Source organism: Photorhabdus sp. RM96S (genome assembly GCF_042879335.1).
Classification (GTDB): Bacteria; Pseudomonadota; Gammaproteobacteria; order Enterobacterales; family Enterobacteriaceae; genus Photorhabdus; species Photorhabdus kayaii.
Genome location: NZ_JBHFKT010000005.1, coordinates 153,267 through 172,770 on the forward strand (window position 1 = coordinate 153,267; position 19,504 = coordinate 172,770).

The following is a 19,504-nucleotide window of genomic DNA, read 5'->3' on the forward strand; positions in this document are numbered from 1 at the left end:
TGAACAGCCATTTGGCATGGTGTACTGCGCTGCCCTGTTGATCATGAATCGAACTTTTTCGATTTAGGGGGAGATTCACTGGTCGGGGCGGAGTTGGTGAGACAGGTTAATGCTCATTTTAATGTTGCGGTATCTATGGTTGATCTTTTCGAATCGAGCACCGTGGTGTCTCTTTCTATGCAAGTAGAGAAAAAACGATGCAAATAGAAAAAAGCACAATCAAGGTGATGTACTCTAGCGCGGATCAGCAAGACCAACATGTTCGGGCAAGGAAATTAGCATGAAATCAAAAACACAAATGCATTATTCAACAGATATTGCGATTACCAGCATAGCTGGACGTTTTCCTAATGCGGATTCAAGTCAATATCTTTGGGATGCGATCTTAGGGAAACGAGAACTGATTTCGAGTTATACCAATCAAGAACTTCACGATCAGGGCGTTAATACTGATGAAACCGGATTGCATTACGTTCCGCGTGGTGCGTACCTGCAAGATCCAGAGGCGTTTGATTACAGCTATTTTCAAATGATGCCAAGAGAAGTTTCTAAAATGGACCCTCAGCAACGGATTTGTCTGGAGGTTTGCCATGAGGCACTGGAACTTAGCGGTTATTCCAGCGGGGCAGACGCAGGGATCTGTTCAGTGTTTGTCGGTTCTCGCCAGAGTACCTGGCAAACCGATATATCGACGCAGAACCATTCTCCTGCTGACACCATGCTGCTATTTGGCGGAAGTTCTGTAGATGCTTTGGCAACGCGTGTGGCGTATAAGCTCAACTGCTTAGGACCTGCTATCAGTGTTGGCACTTTTTGTTCAGGTTCGCTGGTTGCTGTGCACATGGCTTGCAACAGCTTGTTGCTAGGTGAAAGTGACATGGCGTTGGCGGGTGGTGTTTGCGTCAGGTATCCCGCTCATGTTGGCTATGTTTACCATGCAGGGAGAATATTATCCCCGACGGGACGCGTTCGTGCATTCGACGAGAAAGCTGACGGTACGATTTTCTCTGATGCCACCGCGTTCGTGGTTTTACGCCGTCTGGAGGATGCTCTGCTTAATGGCGAGCCGATTTTAGCGGTTATCAAAGGATCGGCAATCAACAACGATGGGGCGGTCAAAGCGGGTTATAGCGCTCCGGGTGTTTCAGGTCAGGAGCAGGTGATCCGTCGTGCGCTTGCTGCGGCTGATGTCCGAGCTGAGCAGATTGGTTTGATTGAAGCACATGGGACTGGCACACCTGTTGGTGATGGGATTGAATTACGAGCACTAGGGCGAGTATTTGCCGACGTATCGGCCAGATCGTGTGCTTTAGGTTCGATTAAATCCAATCTTGGTCATGCTGATTGTGCATCAGGTATCGCCGGGCTGATAAAAGCCATCTATGCTGTCAACTTAGGCATTATTCCGCCATCAATGAATTGTGAATCTCCTTGTGCTGAACTGCGGGACCCTGAATCCCCGTTTTATGTGCCTACTGAATCCAGAGATTGGGATAACGATAAAGCGGCGAGAATTGCCGGTGTTAGCTCGTTTGGGATCGGTGGCACCAATGTTCATGTTATCGTTGCTGAACCACCGGCGGCAAAGCCTGACACACCTTCCTCGGCGGCAGTACATCTGATCCCGCTGAGCGCACGTACCGAGACAGCGTTAGCGCAAAAAATTTTAGATTTAGTGAAATACCTTGAACAGAATCCAGAAACGAATATCGCTGATGTGGCATTCACCTTGCAGCGTGGGCGACGACATTTACCCATACGCAAGGCGATTGTCGCACGTGATATCCATGAGCTGATATCGAGCCTGCTAGATAAAGCCCTAGTGGTGACCCCTCAATTGAGTGAACTGCAAGAGATGTTTATTTCGCCTGCCTCTGTCTGGCAGGCCGGGGGAAGTATCAATTGGGATATTTTTTACCAGAGCGAATATCGTAAACGGCTCCCGCTGCCAACTTATCCATTTGAAAGAACGGCAATCTGAGCTGTAAAACCGGTAGAGATCGTCTTCATTTTGAGGAAAGTGAGGTTGATATGAGTGATATTGAAATTATTCAGAGAGAAATAATCGCTATTTTTGCAGAAACATTTGGTTTACCGAAAGAAGAGATAAAACTAGAAATACCGTTGGTTGAATTGGGGGCGGAATCACTCTTGTTATTCGAAGCATTGGAGCCCATCCATAAACGATTTGGTATAAAACTTTCAGTGCGGCAATTTTTCGCAGAATTACAAACGGTTCGTCAACTCAGTGAATATATCTTGATGGCGGATAAAAATAAGGTTACGGCAGATAACCATTCAGTCACTCAACCCGCCTTGGCTGATCAAGAAAAAAGGTCTGAACAATCCGATACGCTAAATATTCCACCGGTTAAGAAAGAACGCCTTTTCCAATGGATGTCAAGAAGTGCGCCATCGATTGAATCTGAGGAGAGAAAAAAGTATCTGGCTTCATTCATACCTAAATATAACGAGCGAACGATTAAATCCAAAACGCATTCGGTAGCTGTGCGTAAAAATATTGCAGATAGCCGCTCTGGGATTGGCTTTAAACCCTCCATAAAAGAGCTACTTTACCCAATAGTCTGCACCAAATTTTCCGGGCCTATCGTCCAGGATATTGATGGTAATGATTACATCGATATTCGTCAGTTTATCGCTCATAGTGCTGGGGCGGTCGTGACAGAAACGATTATTGCTAGCGGCAATCCCTATCATATCTCACTAACCTTCTCAATTGAAATATTCAAACTTAACCTTTATACCGATATAACTCTCCCCACATTATATTAGTTATTTTCTCAATATGATCAAAACGCCCTGCTATTTTATCCAATATTTGCGGTGATAATGTAGCCTCAAATTTCAACGCTAGAATAGATAAAACTTTCCAGTGTTCAATCAATTCCGTGCAACGTTCAATCAGAGAAGGTGCAATATCAGCTCTAATTAAAGAATGTTTTAACAAATTCAAATTGGGTATCACATACAATACACTAATATGATCAAACAATCTTTTAGCCGCCCGGCAAGCTTCTTCCTCTGCCTGCTGAAACGCGTTCAGACATAATTTGCCATAATTTTTCAACGCGTCATAATATTCAGGCAAGGTATTAAATAATTCGGCCTGATGCGTCAGTAATTCCCTTACCGGTATAGCTTCCTGATCTTTCAGTGAGTCAATAATATAAAAATTACCCATATGATCATAAGTTTCATTGGGCACTTTATCAGAAAGCGCTAAATAAAATTGCTCAGATGGCATCCATGCCTCACAAGCATAGGATTCCCGATCAACCACCAAAGAATCAAAGATACACGCTTGTGAATAATCATCCGTAATAGCGGAGATCAACACAGCATGCAAATATTCTGGTTTATTAATATAAACCTCAGAATAAGATAAATGTACCGAATTAACCCAAGCAACGACACCCTTCCTCTGACATAATAATTCATATAATTGAAGACGCCAATGAGCGTAATCTATCGGTAATGAAATTATATTTGTACCCAAAGTCGCGGCACCAGTTAGCCCAACGGTTTCAACCGAAAAAGTATATTCAGGCATATTCAGTGCATCATACCCACTACGAAATAGATAACCATTGCCAGCTTCAAAGATCTCTGCCTCAAAAATCTCTTTACCCTGTAGATTAAGTAATCTTGTCAAGCTACCGGTAAAACAATTTATCGCAACATTTGCGTATGATTTATCCGTCACATTTTCCATGAGTATTTTATCACCTCGATACAATGGACTAATTTATGAATAACTGACCAAGTATATTACACCCTGTAATCACTGTTATTTTTCCTCCAATATTATTGCGGCTGCTTGTGCTATATTTTCGACAAGTAAATCAGGTTCATAATTCAAAGTATGTGCTAACAGCGCCAAAAGTAATCTCTCAATTCCAAATGCAATACAAGCGGAATGCATAGAACTATCACTGACACGACTGATAATAAGGATGTGTTTCCATATAATCAAATATCATCTCCAGATATTTTTCTAAGATGGTAAAAACACACATTTTATCCCAAAATCAATTAATTAATTGACATTTTAATCAGGACGCCATCAGGGTTATTCTTTCCATACGATAAACCCTTCAATATAAAGTTTGTCCAGTGAAGTCTTCAAAAATGTATCTACTGCAACCTCCGGCGACATAATAAGCGGCTGTCCCCTAACGTTGAATGAAGTATTCACCAGACAACCATAACCCGTTATCTTCTGTACCTCTTTCAATAATCGCCAAAAAGTTGCGTTAAAAGCTCGTTCAACAAGCTGAATACGCGCCGTTCCATCAGCATGGACAATACCTGACACCAGCTTCATCATTTCTGGTTTTACTTTGGCGGTGCAAAGCATATATCGAGTCGGCATTAAATTACGTGTCTCAAAAATAGTGTCGCAATCCTCATCTAGAATTGCCGGGGCAAATGGACGGAAAGCCTCGCGGAATTTTACTGTGCTATTAATTCTGTCCTTTATTTCTTCACCTGCCGGCAGAGCTAAAATAGAACGGTTACCCAGTGCTCTTGGGCCAAATTCCATTCGATCATGGAACCAGGCAATGATTTTATCTTCTGCAATATCTTTAGCCGCAGTAGCAAAATAATCATCATTCAGCCCTAAATAACGCCATTTCATTCCTGCATTGCCACCATGTCGGAATAATACATTACGGACTTCATCGGTGGAGAAACGAGGACCGAGGTAAGGATTAAAGCAAGGATCTGCACCATTGTGGTATTCACCAGCCACAAAAAGCGCAGCGCCCAAAGCCGAACCATCATCCCCCGATGCCGGTTGAATAAAGATGTTTTCCACACCATCAAGCTGACAAAGGACTTGGTTTGCTTTGCAGTTTAAGAATGCTCCTCCAGCAAGACAGAGGGATGTTTCACCCGTTTTTCGCAGCCAATAGGTCACTAACTGTTTCAGCAGCAGTGTAAATTTTTCTTGTAATCCAGCAGCAAAATCCTGATGAACATCCAGTAAAGTGTCATCTTCTCTTCTCGGCGTAAAACCAAACATATCGCTAAGTTGTGCCATTGCACCGGGAAAACCATATTCCGCATTATCAAATGTTTGCGGTAACCAGTTTATCTGTATCGTTCCGCTCTCTACATCGAATTGAGCTAATTCATTGAAAATATCGCGGTATCGCTCAGGGTTACCATACGCAGAAAGTCCCATGACTTTATATTCATCACTATTAAATACAAAGCCAAGGAACCGGGTACAGATAGAATAAAATATTCCTAATGAAGAGCTAATTGGTTGACTGTACAATTTCTGGAATTGTTGATCTTTAGCAAGATAAACACTTAGGGATTCTATTTCCCCCATACCGTCAGAAATAATACACAATGCAGAAGGGAAGCCACTGGGATAAAAGGTTGATGCCGCATGAGCCAAATGATGATCTACCCCTCGAAAACGTGATTCAATATTTTGCCATCCCTTATCAGCTAATGCATTAATCACGGTTTTTCCACTAAAAACCTCCTCGAATAACGCTTCATTAGACATGAAAAATCGGCGATAATTATCATAATTAAAACCGTGGGCAATAACCTGTATATCGTCTTGCGTAAGACCTGCTTCTACTAAACAATAATTAATGGCATTAGCAGGAAACCGCCCTGTTCCTTTCTCTCCCGTAAAACGCTCTTCCGCCGCCGCGGCAACAATTTTTCCATCAATAATCACACAGGCCGCACTATCGACTCCCTGACAAATACGTTCGTCTAATTTACTTACCTCTGGATTATTCTCTCTCAGAAAACGTTGAGCATTAGGAAGGCCACTGATACCTAATATAACCATTTTCTTCACCTCCAAATTGTTATTTTTCTTTCATAAAAATTAAACGCTCCCGGGAATTCGTTCCCTTGCCGTCGCAATGCATCTTGAAATCCATAGGGTATATATACCCGTCATCTTTCAAGTTGTCTCTTTGTTGGCTGCACTCACTCACCCCGGTCACATAGTTATCTATGCTCCCGGGGATTCGTTCCCTTGCCGTCGCGATGCATCTTGAAATCCATAGGGTATAAGCAATTAAATTAATATTTAAAACCCTCCGGCAAAATATATATCGAAAAACGCACTCCGACTAACTGCCTGCAACAATTATGCCTATTGGGATAGACTCTCATTTACCCAGAAAAAATAACTCATAAACGATATAAAAATAAAGATATCTGATCATCATTTTCTATTCAAAATAGCGTAACCAACATTGGAATAATAACCAATAATCTTTTCTCATTAAAACGATTGGCAATATTAGACCAAGTGAAGAAATACATTTATTATAAATCCAACCCGCTAATCCAGCTAATTGATGAACGCATACTTACGGATCACGATTTATAATATTGTCACTAACCACTTAATCCCCCATCAATGCAAAGAGATGTTCCTGTGATATAAGTTGATGTACTCAGCGTCCCCACACAAAAACTGGCAATTTCATTAACATCTGCCATTCGTTTTAATGCAGTGCTTCTAGCGAATTCCATCTTCTTTTCTGGAGAAATATGACGCAACATACCACCATCAACATATCCCGGCATGACAGTGTAGGCCCTAACATTAAAACGACCATAGTCATTAGAGATACTTTTTACCAATGCATTCATGGCTGCTTTCGAACAAGAATAAGCGATGGCGCCTGTCTCTACACGTAAACTTGCCGTAGAAGAAATAAATTGCATCACGCCATTACGATTCTTCATAAAATGTGGCAGCAAATATTTTGCCACTCTTGCTGCTCCAAATAAGTTGACATTAAAAACATCATGCCAACCCTCAATATCTTGAGCATGTAATAAGCCATCCAATGACATTGCCGGCGTATAGATAACCGCATCAATACATTTCATTTTTTCAATGGCAATGCTAATAGCTTCTCTAACACTGTTATCCGACATAACATCTATACCCGTCATCTTTCAAGTTGCCTCTTTGTTGGCTGCGCTCACTCACCCCGGTCTCATAGTTATCTATGCTCCCGGGGATTCGCTCCCTTGCCGTCGCGATGCATCTTGAAATCCATAGGGTATAAATAAATTTCTTCATTACACGGTTTACGTGAAGTGCCTAATACTTGATAACCACTTGCAACCGCATGTCGGCAAATTGCATTCCCAATTTCACTTGATGAACCAATAATAAGTATTTTATGCATTTAAATATTTCCACCTTATCTAAAAGTTATTTTCCAACAGGAATCCCTACTTTAAATAAAGCATTCAAAATAAATATTATCTAAACAAAAAAACATTTTTAATTCATATATTATTAACGTATATATTTTTAGCTTATCTATTTTCAACTCACTTGTTCAATCTCATTCTTAAATAATAGGGTGAGTTCTTATATCTGTCAAATTATTAATCTAATATTTAAGAGATATCAAAGCATTGGTTAAATTACACCCAAAAATTAAATAAAAAAACATTCTGCGTAAAAATATTCAATACAGCTAGTTTAATTCAGTCATAATCAATACTTGTGGTGAATGCATAATTAATTATTTAACTTTCTAACAATAACAATTAAAAATTGTGATCAATTATGTGAATCCAAATAGCTTCAATTTTAAAAATATTAATTAAATTCTTTATGAAGTTAATTCAATAATATTCACCAATAAGGATAGATACTTAATAGAATCGGTTTCAGCCTATTTTATGGTGATAAGAACACTATTCTCCCTTTTACTTTTCACTTTCCTGACGTTAAGCTATTAACATTAAGTTTGATCTATAGCGCTATCGCTTTGAACTAAAAGCACTATTTTTACAATTCGGTCTTGCAATTTGGTTGTAACGACCTTATTACTTTTTTCCCTCTATATTTTTGGTTTATGCACAGATGAAAACTCGTAGAATGAACGGCATACGGCCGTTTAGTGCTGTAATTGATGCTTGTTGGAAGGAATCTTACTCTTTTGCTCGTTTAACTAAAGATATTATCGCTGGTATTACTGTCGGTATTATCGCCATCCCTCTCGCTATGGCGCTAGCCATCGGCAGTGGTGTCGCGCCACAATATGGGCTTTACACCGCCGCAATTGCCGGGATAGTTATCGCGATAACCGGCGGTTCACGCTATAGTGTTTCCGGCCCTACCGCCGCTTTCGTTGTCATTCTCTATCCGGTCTCTCAACAATTTGGTCTGAGTGGTTTGCTCATTGCTACATTAATGTCAGGCATTATTTTGCTGGTGATGGGATTAGCCCGCGTTGGTAAATTGATCGAGTATATTCCGCTACCCGTAACGCTCGGTTTTACTTCTGGAATCGCGATAACTATCGCAACCATGCAAGTAAAAGATTTTTTTGGTCTGCGATTGGAACATATGCCAGAGAATTATATCAATAAGGTTGCGGCTCTGTTTCAAGCTCTGCCAACGCTATATTTGAGTGATACGCTAATTGGCCTGACGACACTTGCCGTTCTAATTTATTGGCCTAAGCTTGGGCTGAAATTACCCGGGCATCTTCCTGCTCTCATTGCAGGAACTGCTGTGATGGGGATCATGAACTTATTCGATCAACATGTTGCTACTATTGGTTCTGAATTTAGTTATATATTGAATGACGGTACACAAGGGCAAGGTATCCCACCCATCCTACCGCAATTTGTTTTACCGTGGCATTTACCTGATATGGATGCTCATCAGGTTGATATCAGTTGGTCAACGGTTTCAGCCCTATTACCCGCCGCCTTTTCAATGGCAATGTTAGGCGCTATTGAATCACTGCTTTGTGCCGTGGTTTTGGATGGTATGACCGGTAAGAAGCATCACTCAAACAGTGAATTGATTGGTCAAGGATTGGGAAATATTGTCGTGCCATTCTTCGGTGGTATTACAGCTACCGCCGCAATCGCCCGCTCAGCCGCAAATATCAGGGCCGGCGCAACATCACCGGTTTCAGCCATTGTTCACTCTCTGCTCGTCTTATTGACTTTACTGGCATTGGCCCCCATGCTCTCCTATCTTCCTCTGGCCGCTATGTCCGCCTTGTTGCTCATGGTCGCCTGGAATATGAGCGAAATACATAAAGTTATCGATCTGATCCGCCGCGCACCAAGGGATGACATTATTGTGCTGGTACTTTGTATGTCGCTCACAGTACTGTTTGATATGGTTATCGCCATTACGATCGGTATCGTATTAGCTTCACTGCTGTTTATGCGTCGAATAGCCAATATGACTCGCATCAGTCAATTGCCACAAACCAATGTCGATAAAGCTCTGCTGGTTGTTCGTATCAATGGCCCGCTATTCTTTGCCGCCGCTGAACGTATCTTCACAGAATTAAAGGAAGAAAGTGCCAGTTATCAGACGATCCTCATGCAATGGGATGCCGTTCCCGTGCTAGATGCAGGTGGGCTGCATGCTTTCCAACGTTTTATTGATGAAGTGGGAAAAGATAAATATATCGCTGTTTGTGATATTCCATTTCAGCCGTTAAAAACATTGGCCAGAGCCAGAATCCAGTTGGTTGAAAATCACCTTAGCTTCCATGCGACATTACCACGAGCAATGGAAGAGTTGAATTTCAATGGCAAAATGGATAGCTGAAATTACCAGATAAAAGTTTGCTAGCTCTGTTTTCAAAAACTCTTTTTTTTAAACTCTTTTTTAAATAATGGCGCTGTAAACCAGCGCCAAATCTATTTATCACCAAATCTCGCCATCATTTGATGTCATGACATCAAAAAGCCACTTTATTTACTGGTATCCAGTTGAGGGAAGTTTTTCACCACATCATCAATGGCTTTCATCTGGCTCAAGAATGGCTCAAGTTTTGCCAACGGCAATGCTGATGGGCCATCGCACCTCGCATTCGCAGGATCAGGATGCGCTTCAAGGAACAGGCCAGCAATACCAACTGCCATTCCCGCACGCGCCAGTTCAGCAACCTGAGCACGACGACCACCGGACGCAGCACCTAACGGATCACGGCATTGCAGTGAATGGGTGACATCAAAAATGACCGGATGCCCCCCGGTTGCCTGAGCCATAACATTGAAGCCCAACATATCCACCACCAAATTGTCATAACCAAAGTTGCTGCCACGGTCACATAGGATCACCTGATCGTTGCCGCCTTCTTTGAATTTTTCCACAATATTTCCCATCTGACCTGGGCTGATAAACTGGGGTTTTTTAACGTTGATCACCGCACCAGTACGCGCCATCGCCTCAACTAAATCAGTCTGACGCGCCAGAAATGCCGGCAATTGGATAACATCAACCACTTCCGCCACCAGCTGTGCCTGTGCCGGCTCATGCACGTCAGTGATGATTTTCACACCGAAAGTTTGTTTCAGCTCCTGAAAAATCTTCATTCCCTCTTCCAGACCGGGGCCGCGGTAAGAGTGAATTGATGATCGGTTTGCTTTATCAAAGGAGGCTTTGAAAACATAAGGAATGCCCAATTTTTGTGTCACTGTCACGTAGTGCTCACAAATACTCATGGCCAAATCCCGTGACTCAAGGACATTCATACCACCAAAGAGAACAAACGGCAGATCATTCGCGACCTTGATATCACCAATATGAACCACTTTCTGTTGCATACTTATACCTTCCATTAGAGACCAATAAATTAATGAGATAAATCAGTGCAGTGCACTATTCAGTTCAGTGCAAAACGATATTTCAGTGTAAAACAAGGCATTGCTGCTTAATGGCGTATATCTGCATTCTGATCATTTCTGCCACCGGGTCCTCCGGGCAGTGCTCCACAAAATAATTTAAATCAGAAACCGCAATATGATTACAATCAAGTTCCGCATATATCAGCCCCCTATCACGTATTTCATAGGGGTTATCGGGATCAAACATCAGCACAGCTTCACTCGTTTTCAGTGCCAGTTCCATTTGACCTTCTTCCATTAACGCGACTTTTATCGTATCCAGCACTTTACGTACAATGATGGCGTTATCAGTTCCTTGCAAATCATCGGCTGCTAATTTAGCTGTCTGGCTAATATTACCTTTAAGCCACACATCAAGCACGTATTCACTTAATGCTTCGCCATTGAGTGGATTAATAAACCTCGCCGTGTTATCTGGATAATCAACACGCAAAATCAACTGTGTTGGAAAAACAACCGGCATAAACGATAGCTCTAAAGCCTGAGCAATATGGATAAGAATTACCCCTAAAACAGCAGAGGAACCTTGGCGAGTTTGCAGTACTTTATCTAGCCATAATGTATCTGACAGACAATAAACACCACTGGCACCGCCGAATTTCCAGCTTTGATAAAAAAGCCTCAGTAATTTTTCCAACCGTTCTTCTATATTTAGCTGCGGAGATATTTCACGTCTGGCTTCATCAATCAATGCTTGAAGCTGCATTTCCACTGAATGCTGAGGAAAATCAGAACGCAATGTTCGGGAAATTAACAGGATACCGCTACTTAACGATGTATTATTAAATTCATAATCAGCTATGGCTTTCATCACTTTTCCACTGACCCAGTGTTATTCGCTCATTACCGCCATAATCCTGAAAAGTAGCTACCTGCCGATAACCATTTTCAGAAAACAGGCTTCTTACAACATTTCCCTGTTTCCAACCATGTTCCAATAACAACCACCCACCAGGTAACAAAAAATGGCGAGATAGATCAATAATGGTATTTAGATCAGCAATTCCCTGTTTTGCCGCAATTAATGCACTATCTGGCTCAAACCGAACATCGCCCTGAGATAGATGTGGATCGGTTTCATCTATGTAAGGCGGATTACTGACAATCATACCAAACTGTTGATTATTCAACGAAAAAAACCAATTGCTTAACAAAAAATCCACATTTTGTATTTTGAGTTTTTCAGCATTGCCCTGCGCCAGCATCACCGCATCAGGATTGATATCAACCCCGGTAACCCGGCAATCAGGGCGCTCACTCGCGATTGCCAATGCAATTGCGCCGGTTCCCGTTCCCAAATCCAGAATGCGGCAAGGTGTCAACGATAGCCGTTCAAGCGCCTTTTCTACCAGACATTCTGTATCAGGACGCGGGATTAACGTAGCGGGAGAGACATTTAATGGCAACGACCAGAATTCACGCTCACCGGTGATATAGGCAATGGGTTCACCTTTCACCCGGCGAGCGAGTAAAGCCTCCAACTGGCTGAACTGCTCTGGCGCCAGTTGCGTTTCACCGAACGCCAATATATACGTTCGGGAATGGTGAGTGACAAACCCCAACAAAATTTCCGCATCTCGTTTAGGGCTGTCACTTGCCGATAACTGTATTGTGGCTTGTTTAAGCCAAGATAGATAATCCATCAATCCTGCTCTGACAAAGCCGATAATAGATCAGCCTGATACTCATTCACGATCGGCTGAACAAGCATATCCAATTTGCCTTCCATCACTTCATCAAGGCGGTACAAAGTGAGGTTAATGCGGTGATCCGTCACCCGTCCTTGCGGGAAATTGTAAGTACGATTGCGATCTGAACGATCACCGGAACCCAGCAAGTTACGGCGCTCAGAAGCTTCCGCTTCCTGACGTTTACGAACTTCAGCAGCGCGAATACGGGCCGCCAATACAGACATCGCTTTTGCTTTGTTTTTATGCTGTGAACGTTCATCCTGACATTCAACGACAATGCCAGTTGGAATATGAGTGATACGGATGGCTGAATCCGTGGTGTTGACATGCTGTCCACCCGCCCCCGATGAACGGAATGTATCAATACGCAGATCACTTGGACTGATTTCCGGCAACTCGGCTTCCGGGATCTCGGGCAAAACCGCAACGGTACAAGCAGAAGTGTGAATACGCCCTTGCGATTCAGTTTCCGGTACACGTTGAACACGATGACCACCCGATTCAAATTTTAAATGACCATAAACCTGCTCACCGGAAACTTTAGCAATAATTTCCTTATAGCCACCATGCTCACCATCGTTAGCACTGATGACCTCAACTTTCCAACGACGGGATTCAGCATAACGGCTGTACATACGAAACAGATCCCCGGCGAAAATCGCCGCTTCATCACCACCGGTTCCTGCACGCACTTCAAGAAAACAGTTACGCTCATCATCAGGATCTTTCGGCAACAGCAACAATTGCAGTTGCTGCTCTAATTCTTCATTGCGAACCTTAGCGTCCCTGATCTCTTCCTGTGCCATTTCCCGCATTTCAGGGTCATCAAGCATTATTTCGGCTGCTTTAAGATCATCCTGAACCGCACTCCAGGCCTTAAAACAGTTCGTCACATCAGTCAGTTGAGCATATTCCCGCGACAAAGCACGAAAACGTTCCTGATCAGCAATCACATCGGCATCACCGAGATGAGCCAAAACTTCCTCGTGACGTTCTTGCAATGCTTCCAATTTAGCAACAATAGAAGGCTTCATTCTTGGTTTCAGACCCTATTCCGAGATATGGTTAATTATGTTCCAGCCCTAGGCTGTCACGTAATAAATTAAGACGCTCCAGGTCACCATTGCTGGCTGCTTGCTGGAGTGATTTGGTAGGAGCATGTATCAGGCGGTTCATCAATTGATGAGTCAATTGATTGATTGCCTGTTCTACGTCAGCTCCCTGATTGATAGCAGTCAGTGCCTTAGCAGCCATTTCAGCTCGCACCTGTTCTGCCTGATTACGATACTCACGGATTGAATTCACTGCGCCCTGCGAACGCAACCAGTCCATAAAATAACGGCTTTCCTGCTGAACAATGCATTCAGCCTGCACCGCCGCTGCTTTGCGCTGCGCAAGATTCTGCTGAATAATTGCCTGCAAATCGTCAACACTGTAGAGATAGACGTTATTGAGTTTTTCCACATCAGGCTCTATATCACGAGGAACCGCAATGTCAATGAGCAACATCGGTTGGTTACGCCGTAACTTTAATGCACGTTCAACCATCCCTTTACCGATAATAGGCAACGGGCTGGCAGTCGAACTGATAACAATATCAGCTTCAGCTAAACGTATGTCAATTTCAGGCAAGGTGATCACTTCCGCCTGAACTTCATCAGCCAGTACCTGTGCTTTCTCTTTCGTCCTGTTAGCAATCATCATATGGTGCACACGATGCTCTTTCAAATGACGAGCCGCTAGCTCAATGGTTTCTCCGGCACCGACCAGCAAAATATTCAGTTCAGAAAGTGATTCAAAAATCTGCCGCGCCAGAGTACAAGCGGCAAATGCAACAGAAACCGCATTCGAACCAATCTCGGTTTCCGTTCTGATGCGCTTGGCGACAGAAAATGATTTCTGAAATAGTCGCTCCAGTTCACTCGATAAAGAGCGGCTGTGCTGCGACTCGGCAAATGCTTTCTTCACTTGCCCAAGAATCTGAGGTTCTCCAAGTACCAACGAGTCCAGCCCACTCGCCACTCTCATCAAGTGGCTAACAGCTTCATTATCACAATGCCAGTAAATACTGGATTTTAGATCTCTGGGATTGAGTTGATGATATTCACACAACCAGCCAATTAACTGCTCATACAGATTATCTTGCTGTTCTACGCTGAGATAAAGCTCTGTACGATTACACGTTGACAATACAACCCCCCCTTTCACCAGGGGATGCTGGAGGAGGTTATCAAGCGCTTCACCAATCGTGTCTGGAGAAAAAGTCACCCGTTCACGCAAGGATACAGGAGCCGTTTTATGGTTAATACCAAGTGCTAATAAAGTCATATCAACTTCATTGAGTTATCAGCAGAGAGATCGTTCATCGTAAAAAACATTCTATACCCGTTACCTTTCAAGTTGCCTCTTTGTTGGCTGCACTCGCTCACCCCGGTCACATAGTTCGCTATGCTCCCGGGGATTCACTCCCTTGCCGTCGCGACGCATCTTGAAATCCATAGGGTATAATATTGATGAAATCATCACCCTTAATAAGGACTCTTATAAGCTGTGCATTCTACTTGATACCTCAGCTCAATAAAAGACAATCAGCAGTGTCTGATATCATTATTCAGAACATTTTTTTGAAATTTAACTGGATTAATAGTTCATTCTTCATTATTAAGTGATGTAAAAGTTTTCACGTTATTAAACAGGGATTACCGATGAAGCCAATACAAAAATTATCACTATTCCGCCTATTGCCACTCTCTTGTGTACTGTTGACCGCCTGTACATTAACGCAACCTGGCGGAACAGGTTCGGCGGATTCTCCCCAATGGCGAACACATACCCAGCAGCTACAGCAATTAAATCAATATCAAACACGTGGATCTTTTGCCTATCTGTCTAATGAGAAAAAAGTTTATGCCCGCTTTTTCTGGCAACAATATCATCCTGAACGCTACCGTTTATTACTGACTAACCCACTGGGCAGCACTGAATTAGAGCTGATCGTTCAGCCAAACATGACGCAATTAACCGATAGCCAAGGTAAAAAATATTTTAGTGATAATCCCGAAGAGATAATTTATCAGTTCACCAATATGGATATTCCATTAGATAATCTGCGGCATTGGATAACGGGTCTCCCCGGTGATGCCAAAAACTTTAAACTGGATGCTAGCTATCTATTGAAAACCGTCAATTATCAGCAAAATGGCGCGATATGGCAGGTTAACTATCAATCCTACGATACCTCAACAACCCCCGCCCTTCCCAACCGTCTGGAACTGATTCAGGGTGATCGCCGCATTAAACTGAAAATGGATAACTGGACCACAAAATAATGACATTAACTTGGCCCTCACCGGCAAAACTTAACCTATTTCTCTATATCACCGGTCGTCGAGCTGACGGTTACCACCAGTTGCAAACGCTATTTCAATTTCTTAATTATGGTGATGAAATTACGGTTACCCCTCGTCAGGATAATGAAATCCGTTTACTGACCCCCGTAGAAGGGGTGGAACACGATAACAACCTGATTGTTCGCGCAGCACGTCTTTTACAATCCTACAGCGACAAGCACCATGCGGGTATTGCTCATAAAGGTGCTGATATTCAGATCAACAAACGTCTGCCAATGGGCGGTGGGTTAGGCGGAGGTTCATCCAATGCCGCTACCGTACTCATTGCCCTGAATTATCACTGGCAAACCGGTTTCACAGACGAAACACTGGCAGCCCTCGGCGTGAGTCTTGGTGCTGATGTGCCCATCTTTGTCAAAGGACATGCCGCATTCGCAGAAGGTATTGGTGAAATCCTGCACATAGCAGAGCCGGAAGAAAAGTGGTATCTGGTTGCGCATCCTGGTATTGAAATCTCAACTCTGCGTGTCTTCACAGATCCAGAATTAAAACGTGATACACCAATTCGCTCTCTGGCCGCATTATTAAAGGCTCCGTACGTAAATGATTGTGAATCTCTTGTAAGAAAACGTTTCCGTAAGGTTGAACAGCTTCTTTCATGGCTGCTAGAATACGCGCCGTCACGCCTGACCGGAACCGGTGCATGTGTATTCGGTGAGTTTGAATCAGAAGCATCGGCCCGTAAGGTGTTAAATCAAGCCCCTGAGTGGTTGCAGGGTTTTGTTGCGCGTGGCGTTAACAATTCACCTTTGCACAGTTTCCGCTCGGGGATACCCGTGTTATTGAACCAATGAATAAATATGTTATTTAACATTGGTCAACAATATCTCTCTGGACGCAAGCCTGAGGTCTTTCTCGTGCCCGATATGAAGCTTTTTGCTGGTAACGCTATCCCGGAACTAGCACAACGTGTTGCCAACCGCCTGTACACTAATCTTGGAGATGCTGCTGTCGGCCGTTTCAGCGACGGTGAAGTCAGCGTACAAGTTAACGAAAATGTGCGCGGTGGTGATATTTTCATCATCCAGTCCACTTGTGCACCGACTAACGACAACCTGATGGAATTAGTCGTTATGGTTGATGCACTGCGTCGTGCTTCCGCAGGACGTATTACCGCAGTAATCCCTTATTTCGGTTATGCCCGTCAGGACCGTCGAGTCCGTTCCGCCCGTGTGCCAATTACCGCCAAAGTTGTTGCAGACTTCCTGTCCAGTGTCGGTGTAGACCGCGTACTGACTGTTGATCTGCATGCTGAACAGATCCAAGGTTTCTTTGATGTTCCGGTTGATAACGTATTTGGCAGCCCAATTCTGCTGGAAGATATGCTACAGAAAGAGTTAGAAAACCCTATCGTTGTTTCCCCGGATATTGGCGGGGTTGTCCGCGCACGTGCTATTGCTAAGCTGCTGAATGATACGGATATGGCAATCATCGATAAACGCCGCCCACGCGCTAACGTTTCTCAAGTGATGCATATTATCGGTGATGTCTCTGGCCGCGACTGCGTGCTAGTCGATGACATGATCGATACCGGTGGCACCTTATGCAAAGCGGCTGAAGCATTAAAAGAACGCGGAGCAAAACGTGTCTTTGCCTATGCTACTCACCCGATTTTCTCCGGCAATGCGGTGGACAACATTAAAAACTCGGTGATTGATGAAGTGGTTGTCTGTGACACCATCCCATTGTCTGCTGAGATCAAAGCACTCAATAAAGTTCGTACTCTCACTTTGTCCGGTATGTTAGCTGAAGCGATCCGGCGTATCAGTAATGAAGAATCAATTTCTGCGATGTTTGAGCACTAATAAATAAGTTGTACTCATATATCGCTATTTAAGAAAAAACCCGTTGTACAAGAGCTTCAACGGGTTTTCTGCTTACTCTGGAAGAATAATACTTCTCCATTTTTGTTATGGATACCGATGACTACCACGACGATAACGCTCATCATAGTTTCTTAGCCACCAATAACGATCTGCCACACCTTCCCGGCCTCCCACACCGGCACCAGCTAACCAAACAAGCGCACCAATAAAAACGCCCAATAGCGCTGCTTCAGATAAAAACTCAGGCCAGCCAAAACCGAAGATGTGGGGCAGTAATGTATAAACCAGGCTACTCACTATGGTGAACATACCGACACCCATCAATACATTACCGACTATGAAGGCACTTTGACGTTTCATATGTTACCTCCAACACTCTTCGTTAATACACACTTTCCGTTAATACACACTCTCCGTTAATACACACTCTCCGTGAACACTAAGAACCGAAAATTTAACAGCTAACGTTAATTGACTCTATATAACTTTATAGCCTATTTATAGTATAGCCCTATTTCATAAAAGGTCATTGCGGACACGATCACAACTAAAGGAGATTTAATAACAATTCCCTCATCATTGTGAGAAATAACATGAAGAAATAATGAATTACATAGCCTGAACTTCGCTTAAAGAGAAGTTCAGGTTTTTAACTAAATATTGATGTATAACAATGATAGTTGTGAAATTCCACCCAGGTTATATATTCTTAATCAATGATTCCTACCGGGATAATAAAAATCATCTTATTTTCACACTGCATGATAACGGCTAAAAACAGGGGATTTGTCTAATTTTTCAATGAGTAACCATCAATCAGCATCCCCAAATATCCAACGCCTAATATAGCCCTGGGGTTAATTCTATCCACGCTTGAGAATATACCCGCCCATCAATACAACTTATATACACCGATGCAGATTCATTCATGGGATGTACATGATTATGAGGCGAATACCCACGAGTATAAGAAGAAGAAACTCTAAAGCTAAAATAGCCATTTTTATCGGTAGTCATATGTTTGTCTTGATCACTCAATGACAGATAAGATCCCATAGATACTCCTATGGTTACATTAGGTTCACCTACGCCATTCTTATATAAATATCCAGCTATAATACCGCTTGAAAATGAATACAGCACAGCCGGAAATTTTATAATCTTTAACTGATATGGATTATACGTGAAACACATAGCTATAGCTTTTTCAATAGCTCCCGCTTGTGCCATTAGCATCACTTCACCAGCACTACTAGATTGTATTGACGCCGTTATCTTACCATCTTTATCTGTCATCCCCGACGACGGAACTACTGTTGCCCCACTATCTGCATAGAAGGTTATTTCTTGGTTTTTAATTCCATTACCCAACCGATCATACACCGTTGCAACTACCTTATTCTCATCGGGACTATTAATCCATGCATTATTTTTTTCTAAGTCAAGATTAAGCACTGCCACCGATTGAGGAGCAACAGTAAACTCGACCTGGAGAGGAGGGGCTTCTATTTGAGTATCATCTTCCAAGCAAGCATACACATTCCCTTGACACGGAGTTGAATCAGTAGAGATTATTTCAACTGATACCTTACCCAGTACTCCTGTACCTTTTATAATTTTACGATCATTATTCTCTTTAAATACCATAGATTGATTATCTAACGTGAAAATTATATTCACCCCATGCAATAAATAACCATCCTGGATTGCGCTTACACCGATATCTATCGGTTTATCCGCAGTTTCCGTTTTTTCACTTGATAGCCAATTTAATGTTTTAGCCTCTTTTGGTGCTTGACCGTCATTCATTTTATTCTCCTAATTTATCACTATCATGTATATATCCGTCATCTTTCAAGTTGCCTCTTTGTTGGCTGCACTC

Annotated in this window: 20 protein-coding genes; 7 read left to right on the forward strand and 13 right to left on the reverse strand. The window is 42.8% G+C overall.

The annotated features are described in order from the left end of the window. Positions 1-9: 9 nt before the first annotated feature. The 3 genes from ACGF49_RS04870 to ACGF49_RS04880 all read left to right on the forward strand — a co-directional run bounded on the left by ACGF49_RS04870 (position 10) and on the right by ACGF49_RS04880 (position 2,793). The gene (locus tag ACGF49_RS04870; RefSeq protein ID WP_113040670.1) at positions 10-207 is read left to right on the forward strand and encodes an acyl carrier protein; all 198 of its coding nucleotides are present in this window, start codon (positions 10-12) and stop codon (positions 205-207) included. Between the two features lie 73 nt (positions 208-280). Next, positions 281-1,981, forward strand: a complete 1,701-nt coding sequence (locus ACGF49_RS04875; protein WP_387489919.1) for a beta-ketoacyl synthase N-terminal-like domain-containing protein — start codon at positions 281-283, stop codon at positions 1,979-1,981. Positions 1,982-2,031: 50 nt separating this feature from the next. Next, positions 2,032-2,793, forward strand: a complete 762-nt coding sequence (locus ACGF49_RS04880; protein WP_387489922.1) for an acyl carrier protein — start codon at positions 2,032-2,034, stop codon at positions 2,791-2,793. Here ACGF49_RS04880 and ACGF49_RS04885 read toward each other — a convergent pair. From ACGF49_RS04885 to ACGF49_RS04910, 6 genes are all read right to left on the reverse strand, one after another. Then, entirely contained in the window at positions 2,753-3,733 is a 981-nt protein-coding gene (locus tag ACGF49_RS04885) for a hypothetical protein (protein ID WP_113040671.1), read from the reverse strand. The genes ACGF49_RS04880 and ACGF49_RS04885 overlap by 41 nt on opposite strands. Positions 3,734-3,808: 75 nt before the next feature. After that, the gene (locus ACGF49_RS04890) at positions 3,809-3,994 is read right to left on the reverse strand and encodes a hypothetical protein (protein WP_387489925.1); all 186 of its coding nucleotides are present in this window, start codon (positions 3,992-3,994) and stop codon (positions 3,809-3,811) included. Between the two features lie 96 nt (positions 3,995-4,090). Beyond that, positions 4,091-5,842: a carbamoyltransferase C-terminal domain-containing protein gene (locus ACGF49_RS04895; RefSeq protein WP_228900249.1), complete on the reverse strand. Its 1,752-nt coding sequence runs from the start codon at positions 5,840-5,842 to the stop codon at positions 4,091-4,093. Between the two features lie 19 nt (positions 5,843-5,861). Beyond that, positions 5,862-6,002 carry a hypothetical protein gene (locus tag ACGF49_RS04900; RefSeq protein WP_158536461.1) on the reverse strand — a complete coding sequence of 47 codons (141 nt, stop codon included), beginning with the start codon at positions 6,000-6,002 and terminating at the stop codon, positions 5,862-5,864. A gap of 400 nt (positions 6,003-6,402) precedes the next feature. Continuing rightward, entirely contained in the window at positions 6,403-6,969 is a 567-nt protein-coding gene (locus ACGF49_RS04905) for an SDR family NAD(P)-dependent oxidoreductase (protein WP_113040674.1), read from the reverse strand. After that, positions 6,941-7,099 (reverse strand): hypothetical protein, encoded by a 159-nt coding sequence (locus tag ACGF49_RS04910; RefSeq protein WP_158536462.1) that lies wholly within the window; start codon positions 7,097-7,099, stop codon positions 6,941-6,943. Before ACGF49_RS04910 ends, ACGF49_RS04905 begins: the two co-directional genes overlap by 29 nt. A gap of 798 nt (positions 7,100-7,897) precedes the next feature. On the opposite strand from ACGF49_RS04910, the gene dauA reads away from it, so the two are divergent. Continuing rightward, positions 7,898-9,613 (forward strand): C4-dicarboxylic acid transporter DauA, encoded by a 1,716-nt coding sequence (dauA, locus tag ACGF49_RS04915; RefSeq protein WP_113040675.1) that lies wholly within the window; start codon positions 7,898-7,900, stop codon positions 9,611-9,613. Between the two features lie 146 nt (positions 9,614-9,759). Here the strand turns inward: dauA and kdsA are convergent, their stop codons facing one another. From kdsA to hemA, 5 genes are all read right to left on the reverse strand, one after another. Continuing rightward, positions 9,760-10,614: a 3-deoxy-8-phosphooctulonate synthase gene (kdsA, locus tag ACGF49_RS04920; protein WP_113040676.1), complete on the reverse strand. Its 855-nt coding sequence runs from the start codon at positions 10,612-10,614 to the stop codon at positions 9,760-9,762. A gap of 82 nt (positions 10,615-10,696) precedes the next feature. Then, positions 10,697-11,506 (reverse strand): invasion regulator SirB1, encoded by an 810-nt coding sequence (sirB1, locus tag ACGF49_RS04925; protein WP_113040677.1) that lies wholly within the window; start codon positions 11,504-11,506, stop codon positions 10,697-10,699. Beyond that, positions 11,490-12,338: a peptide chain release factor N(5)-glutamine methyltransferase gene (prmC, locus tag ACGF49_RS04930; protein ID WP_113040678.1), complete on the reverse strand. Its 849-nt coding sequence runs from the start codon at positions 12,336-12,338 to the stop codon at positions 11,490-11,492. The genes sirB1 and prmC overlap by 17 nt, the downstream gene beginning before the upstream one ends. Then, entirely contained in the window at positions 12,338-13,420 is a 1,083-nt protein-coding gene (gene prfA, locus ACGF49_RS04935) for a peptide chain release factor 1 (RefSeq protein ID WP_262977695.1), read from the reverse strand. The genes prmC and prfA overlap by 1 nt, the downstream gene beginning before the upstream one ends. Before the next feature lie 31 nt (positions 13,421-13,451). Further along, the gene (hemA, locus tag ACGF49_RS04940) at positions 13,452-14,714 is read right to left on the reverse strand and encodes a glutamyl-tRNA reductase (protein WP_113040679.1); all 1,263 of its coding nucleotides are present in this window, start codon (positions 14,712-14,714) and stop codon (positions 13,452-13,454) included. A gap of 377 nt (positions 14,715-15,091) precedes the next feature. Here hemA and lolB point away from each other — a divergent pair, with 377 nt between their 5' ends. The 3 genes from lolB (at position 15,092) to prs (ending at position 17,601) form a co-directional block, all read left to right on the forward strand. After that, positions 15,092-15,715 (forward strand): lipoprotein insertase outer membrane protein LolB, encoded by a 624-nt coding sequence (lolB, locus tag ACGF49_RS04945; protein WP_113040680.1) that lies wholly within the window; start codon positions 15,092-15,094, stop codon positions 15,713-15,715. Next, a complete protein-coding gene (ispE, locus tag ACGF49_RS04950) occupies positions 15,715-16,590 on the forward strand; it encodes a 4-(cytidine 5'-diphospho)-2-C-methyl-D-erythritol kinase (protein ID WP_113040681.1) in 876 nt (291 codons plus the stop codon). Before lolB ends, ispE begins: the two co-directional genes overlap by 1 nt. A gap of 63 nt (positions 16,591-16,653) precedes the next feature. Continuing rightward, a complete protein-coding gene (prs, locus tag ACGF49_RS04955; protein ID WP_146747441.1) occupies positions 16,654-17,601 on the forward strand; it encodes a ribose-phosphate diphosphokinase in 948 nt (315 codons plus the stop codon). 105 nt (positions 17,602-17,706) lie between these two features. On the opposite strand, the gene ychH is transcribed toward prs, so the two are convergent. Both ychH and ACGF49_RS04965 read right to left on the reverse strand, forming a co-directional pair. Then, positions 17,707-17,982: a stress-induced protein YchH gene (gene ychH / locus ACGF49_RS04960; protein ID WP_011146320.1), complete on the reverse strand. Its 276-nt coding sequence runs from the start codon at positions 17,980-17,982 to the stop codon at positions 17,707-17,709. Positions 17,983-18,462: 480 nt separating this feature from the next. After that, complete coding sequence (locus tag ACGF49_RS04965; RefSeq protein ID WP_113040682.1) at positions 18,463-19,431, reverse strand: Ig-like domain-containing protein; 969 nt, start codon at positions 19,429-19,431, stop codon at positions 18,463-18,465. Positions 19,432-19,504 lie beyond the last annotated feature (73 nt).

What these genes read in the sequence shown, in the direction of transcription:
- ACGF49_RS04875 (WP_387489919.1), top strand. Translation starts at nt 281, where the DNA reads ATGAAATCAAAAACACAAATGCATTATTCAACAGATATTGCGATTACC.
- ACGF49_RS04880 (WP_387489922.1), top strand. Translation starts at nt 2,032, where the DNA reads ATGAGTGATATTGAAATTATTCAGAGAGAAATAATCGCTATTTTTGCA.
- ACGF49_RS04885 (WP_113040671.1), bottom strand. Translation starts at nt 3,733, where the DNA reads ATGGAAAATGTGACGGATAAATCATACGCAAATGTTGCGATAAATTGT.
- ACGF49_RS04895 (WP_228900249.1), bottom strand. Translation starts at nt 5,842, where the DNA reads ATGGTTATATTAGGTATCAGTGGCCTTCCTAATGCTCAACGTTTTCTG.
- ACGF49_RS04905 (WP_113040674.1), bottom strand. Translation starts at nt 6,969, where the DNA reads ATGACGGGTATAGATGTTATGTCGGATAACAGTGTTAGAGAAGCTATT.
- ACGF49_RS04910 (WP_158536462.1), bottom strand. Translation starts at nt 7,099, where the DNA reads ATGAAGAAATTTATTTATACCCTATGGATTTCAAGATGCATCGCGACG.
- dauA (WP_113040675.1), top strand. Translation starts at nt 7,898, where the DNA reads ATGAAAACTCGTAGAATGAACGGCATACGGCCGTTTAGTGCTGTAATT.
- kdsA (WP_113040676.1), bottom strand. Translation starts at nt 10,614, where the DNA reads ATGCAACAGAAAGTGGTTCATATTGGTGATATCAAGGTCGCGAATGAT.
- sirB1 (WP_113040677.1), bottom strand. Translation starts at nt 11,506, where the DNA reads ATGAAAGCCATAGCTGATTATGAATTTAATAATACATCGTTAAGTAGC.
- prmC (WP_113040678.1), bottom strand. Translation starts at nt 12,338, where the DNA reads ATGGATTATCTATCTTGGCTTAAACAAGCCACAATACAGTTATCGGCA.
- prfA (WP_262977695.1), bottom strand. Translation starts at nt 13,420, where the DNA reads ATGAAGCCTTCTATTGTTGCTAAATTGGAAGCATTGCAAGAACGTCAC.
- hemA (WP_113040679.1), bottom strand. Translation starts at nt 14,714, where the DNA reads ATGACTTTATTAGCACTTGGTATTAACCATAAAACGGCTCCTGTATCC.
- lolB (WP_113040680.1), top strand. Translation starts at nt 15,092, where the DNA reads ATGAAGCCAATACAAAAATTATCACTATTCCGCCTATTGCCACTCTCT.
- ispE (WP_113040681.1), top strand. Translation starts at nt 15,715, where the DNA reads ATGACATTAACTTGGCCCTCACCGGCAAAACTTAACCTATTTCTCTAT.
- ychH (WP_011146320.1), bottom strand. Translation starts at nt 17,982, where the DNA reads ATGAAACGTCAAAGTGCCTTCATAGTCGGTAATGTATTGATGGGTGTC.
- ACGF49_RS04965 (WP_113040682.1), bottom strand. Translation starts at nt 19,431, where the DNA reads ATGAATGACGGTCAAGCACCAAAAGAGGCTAAAACATTAAATTGGCTA.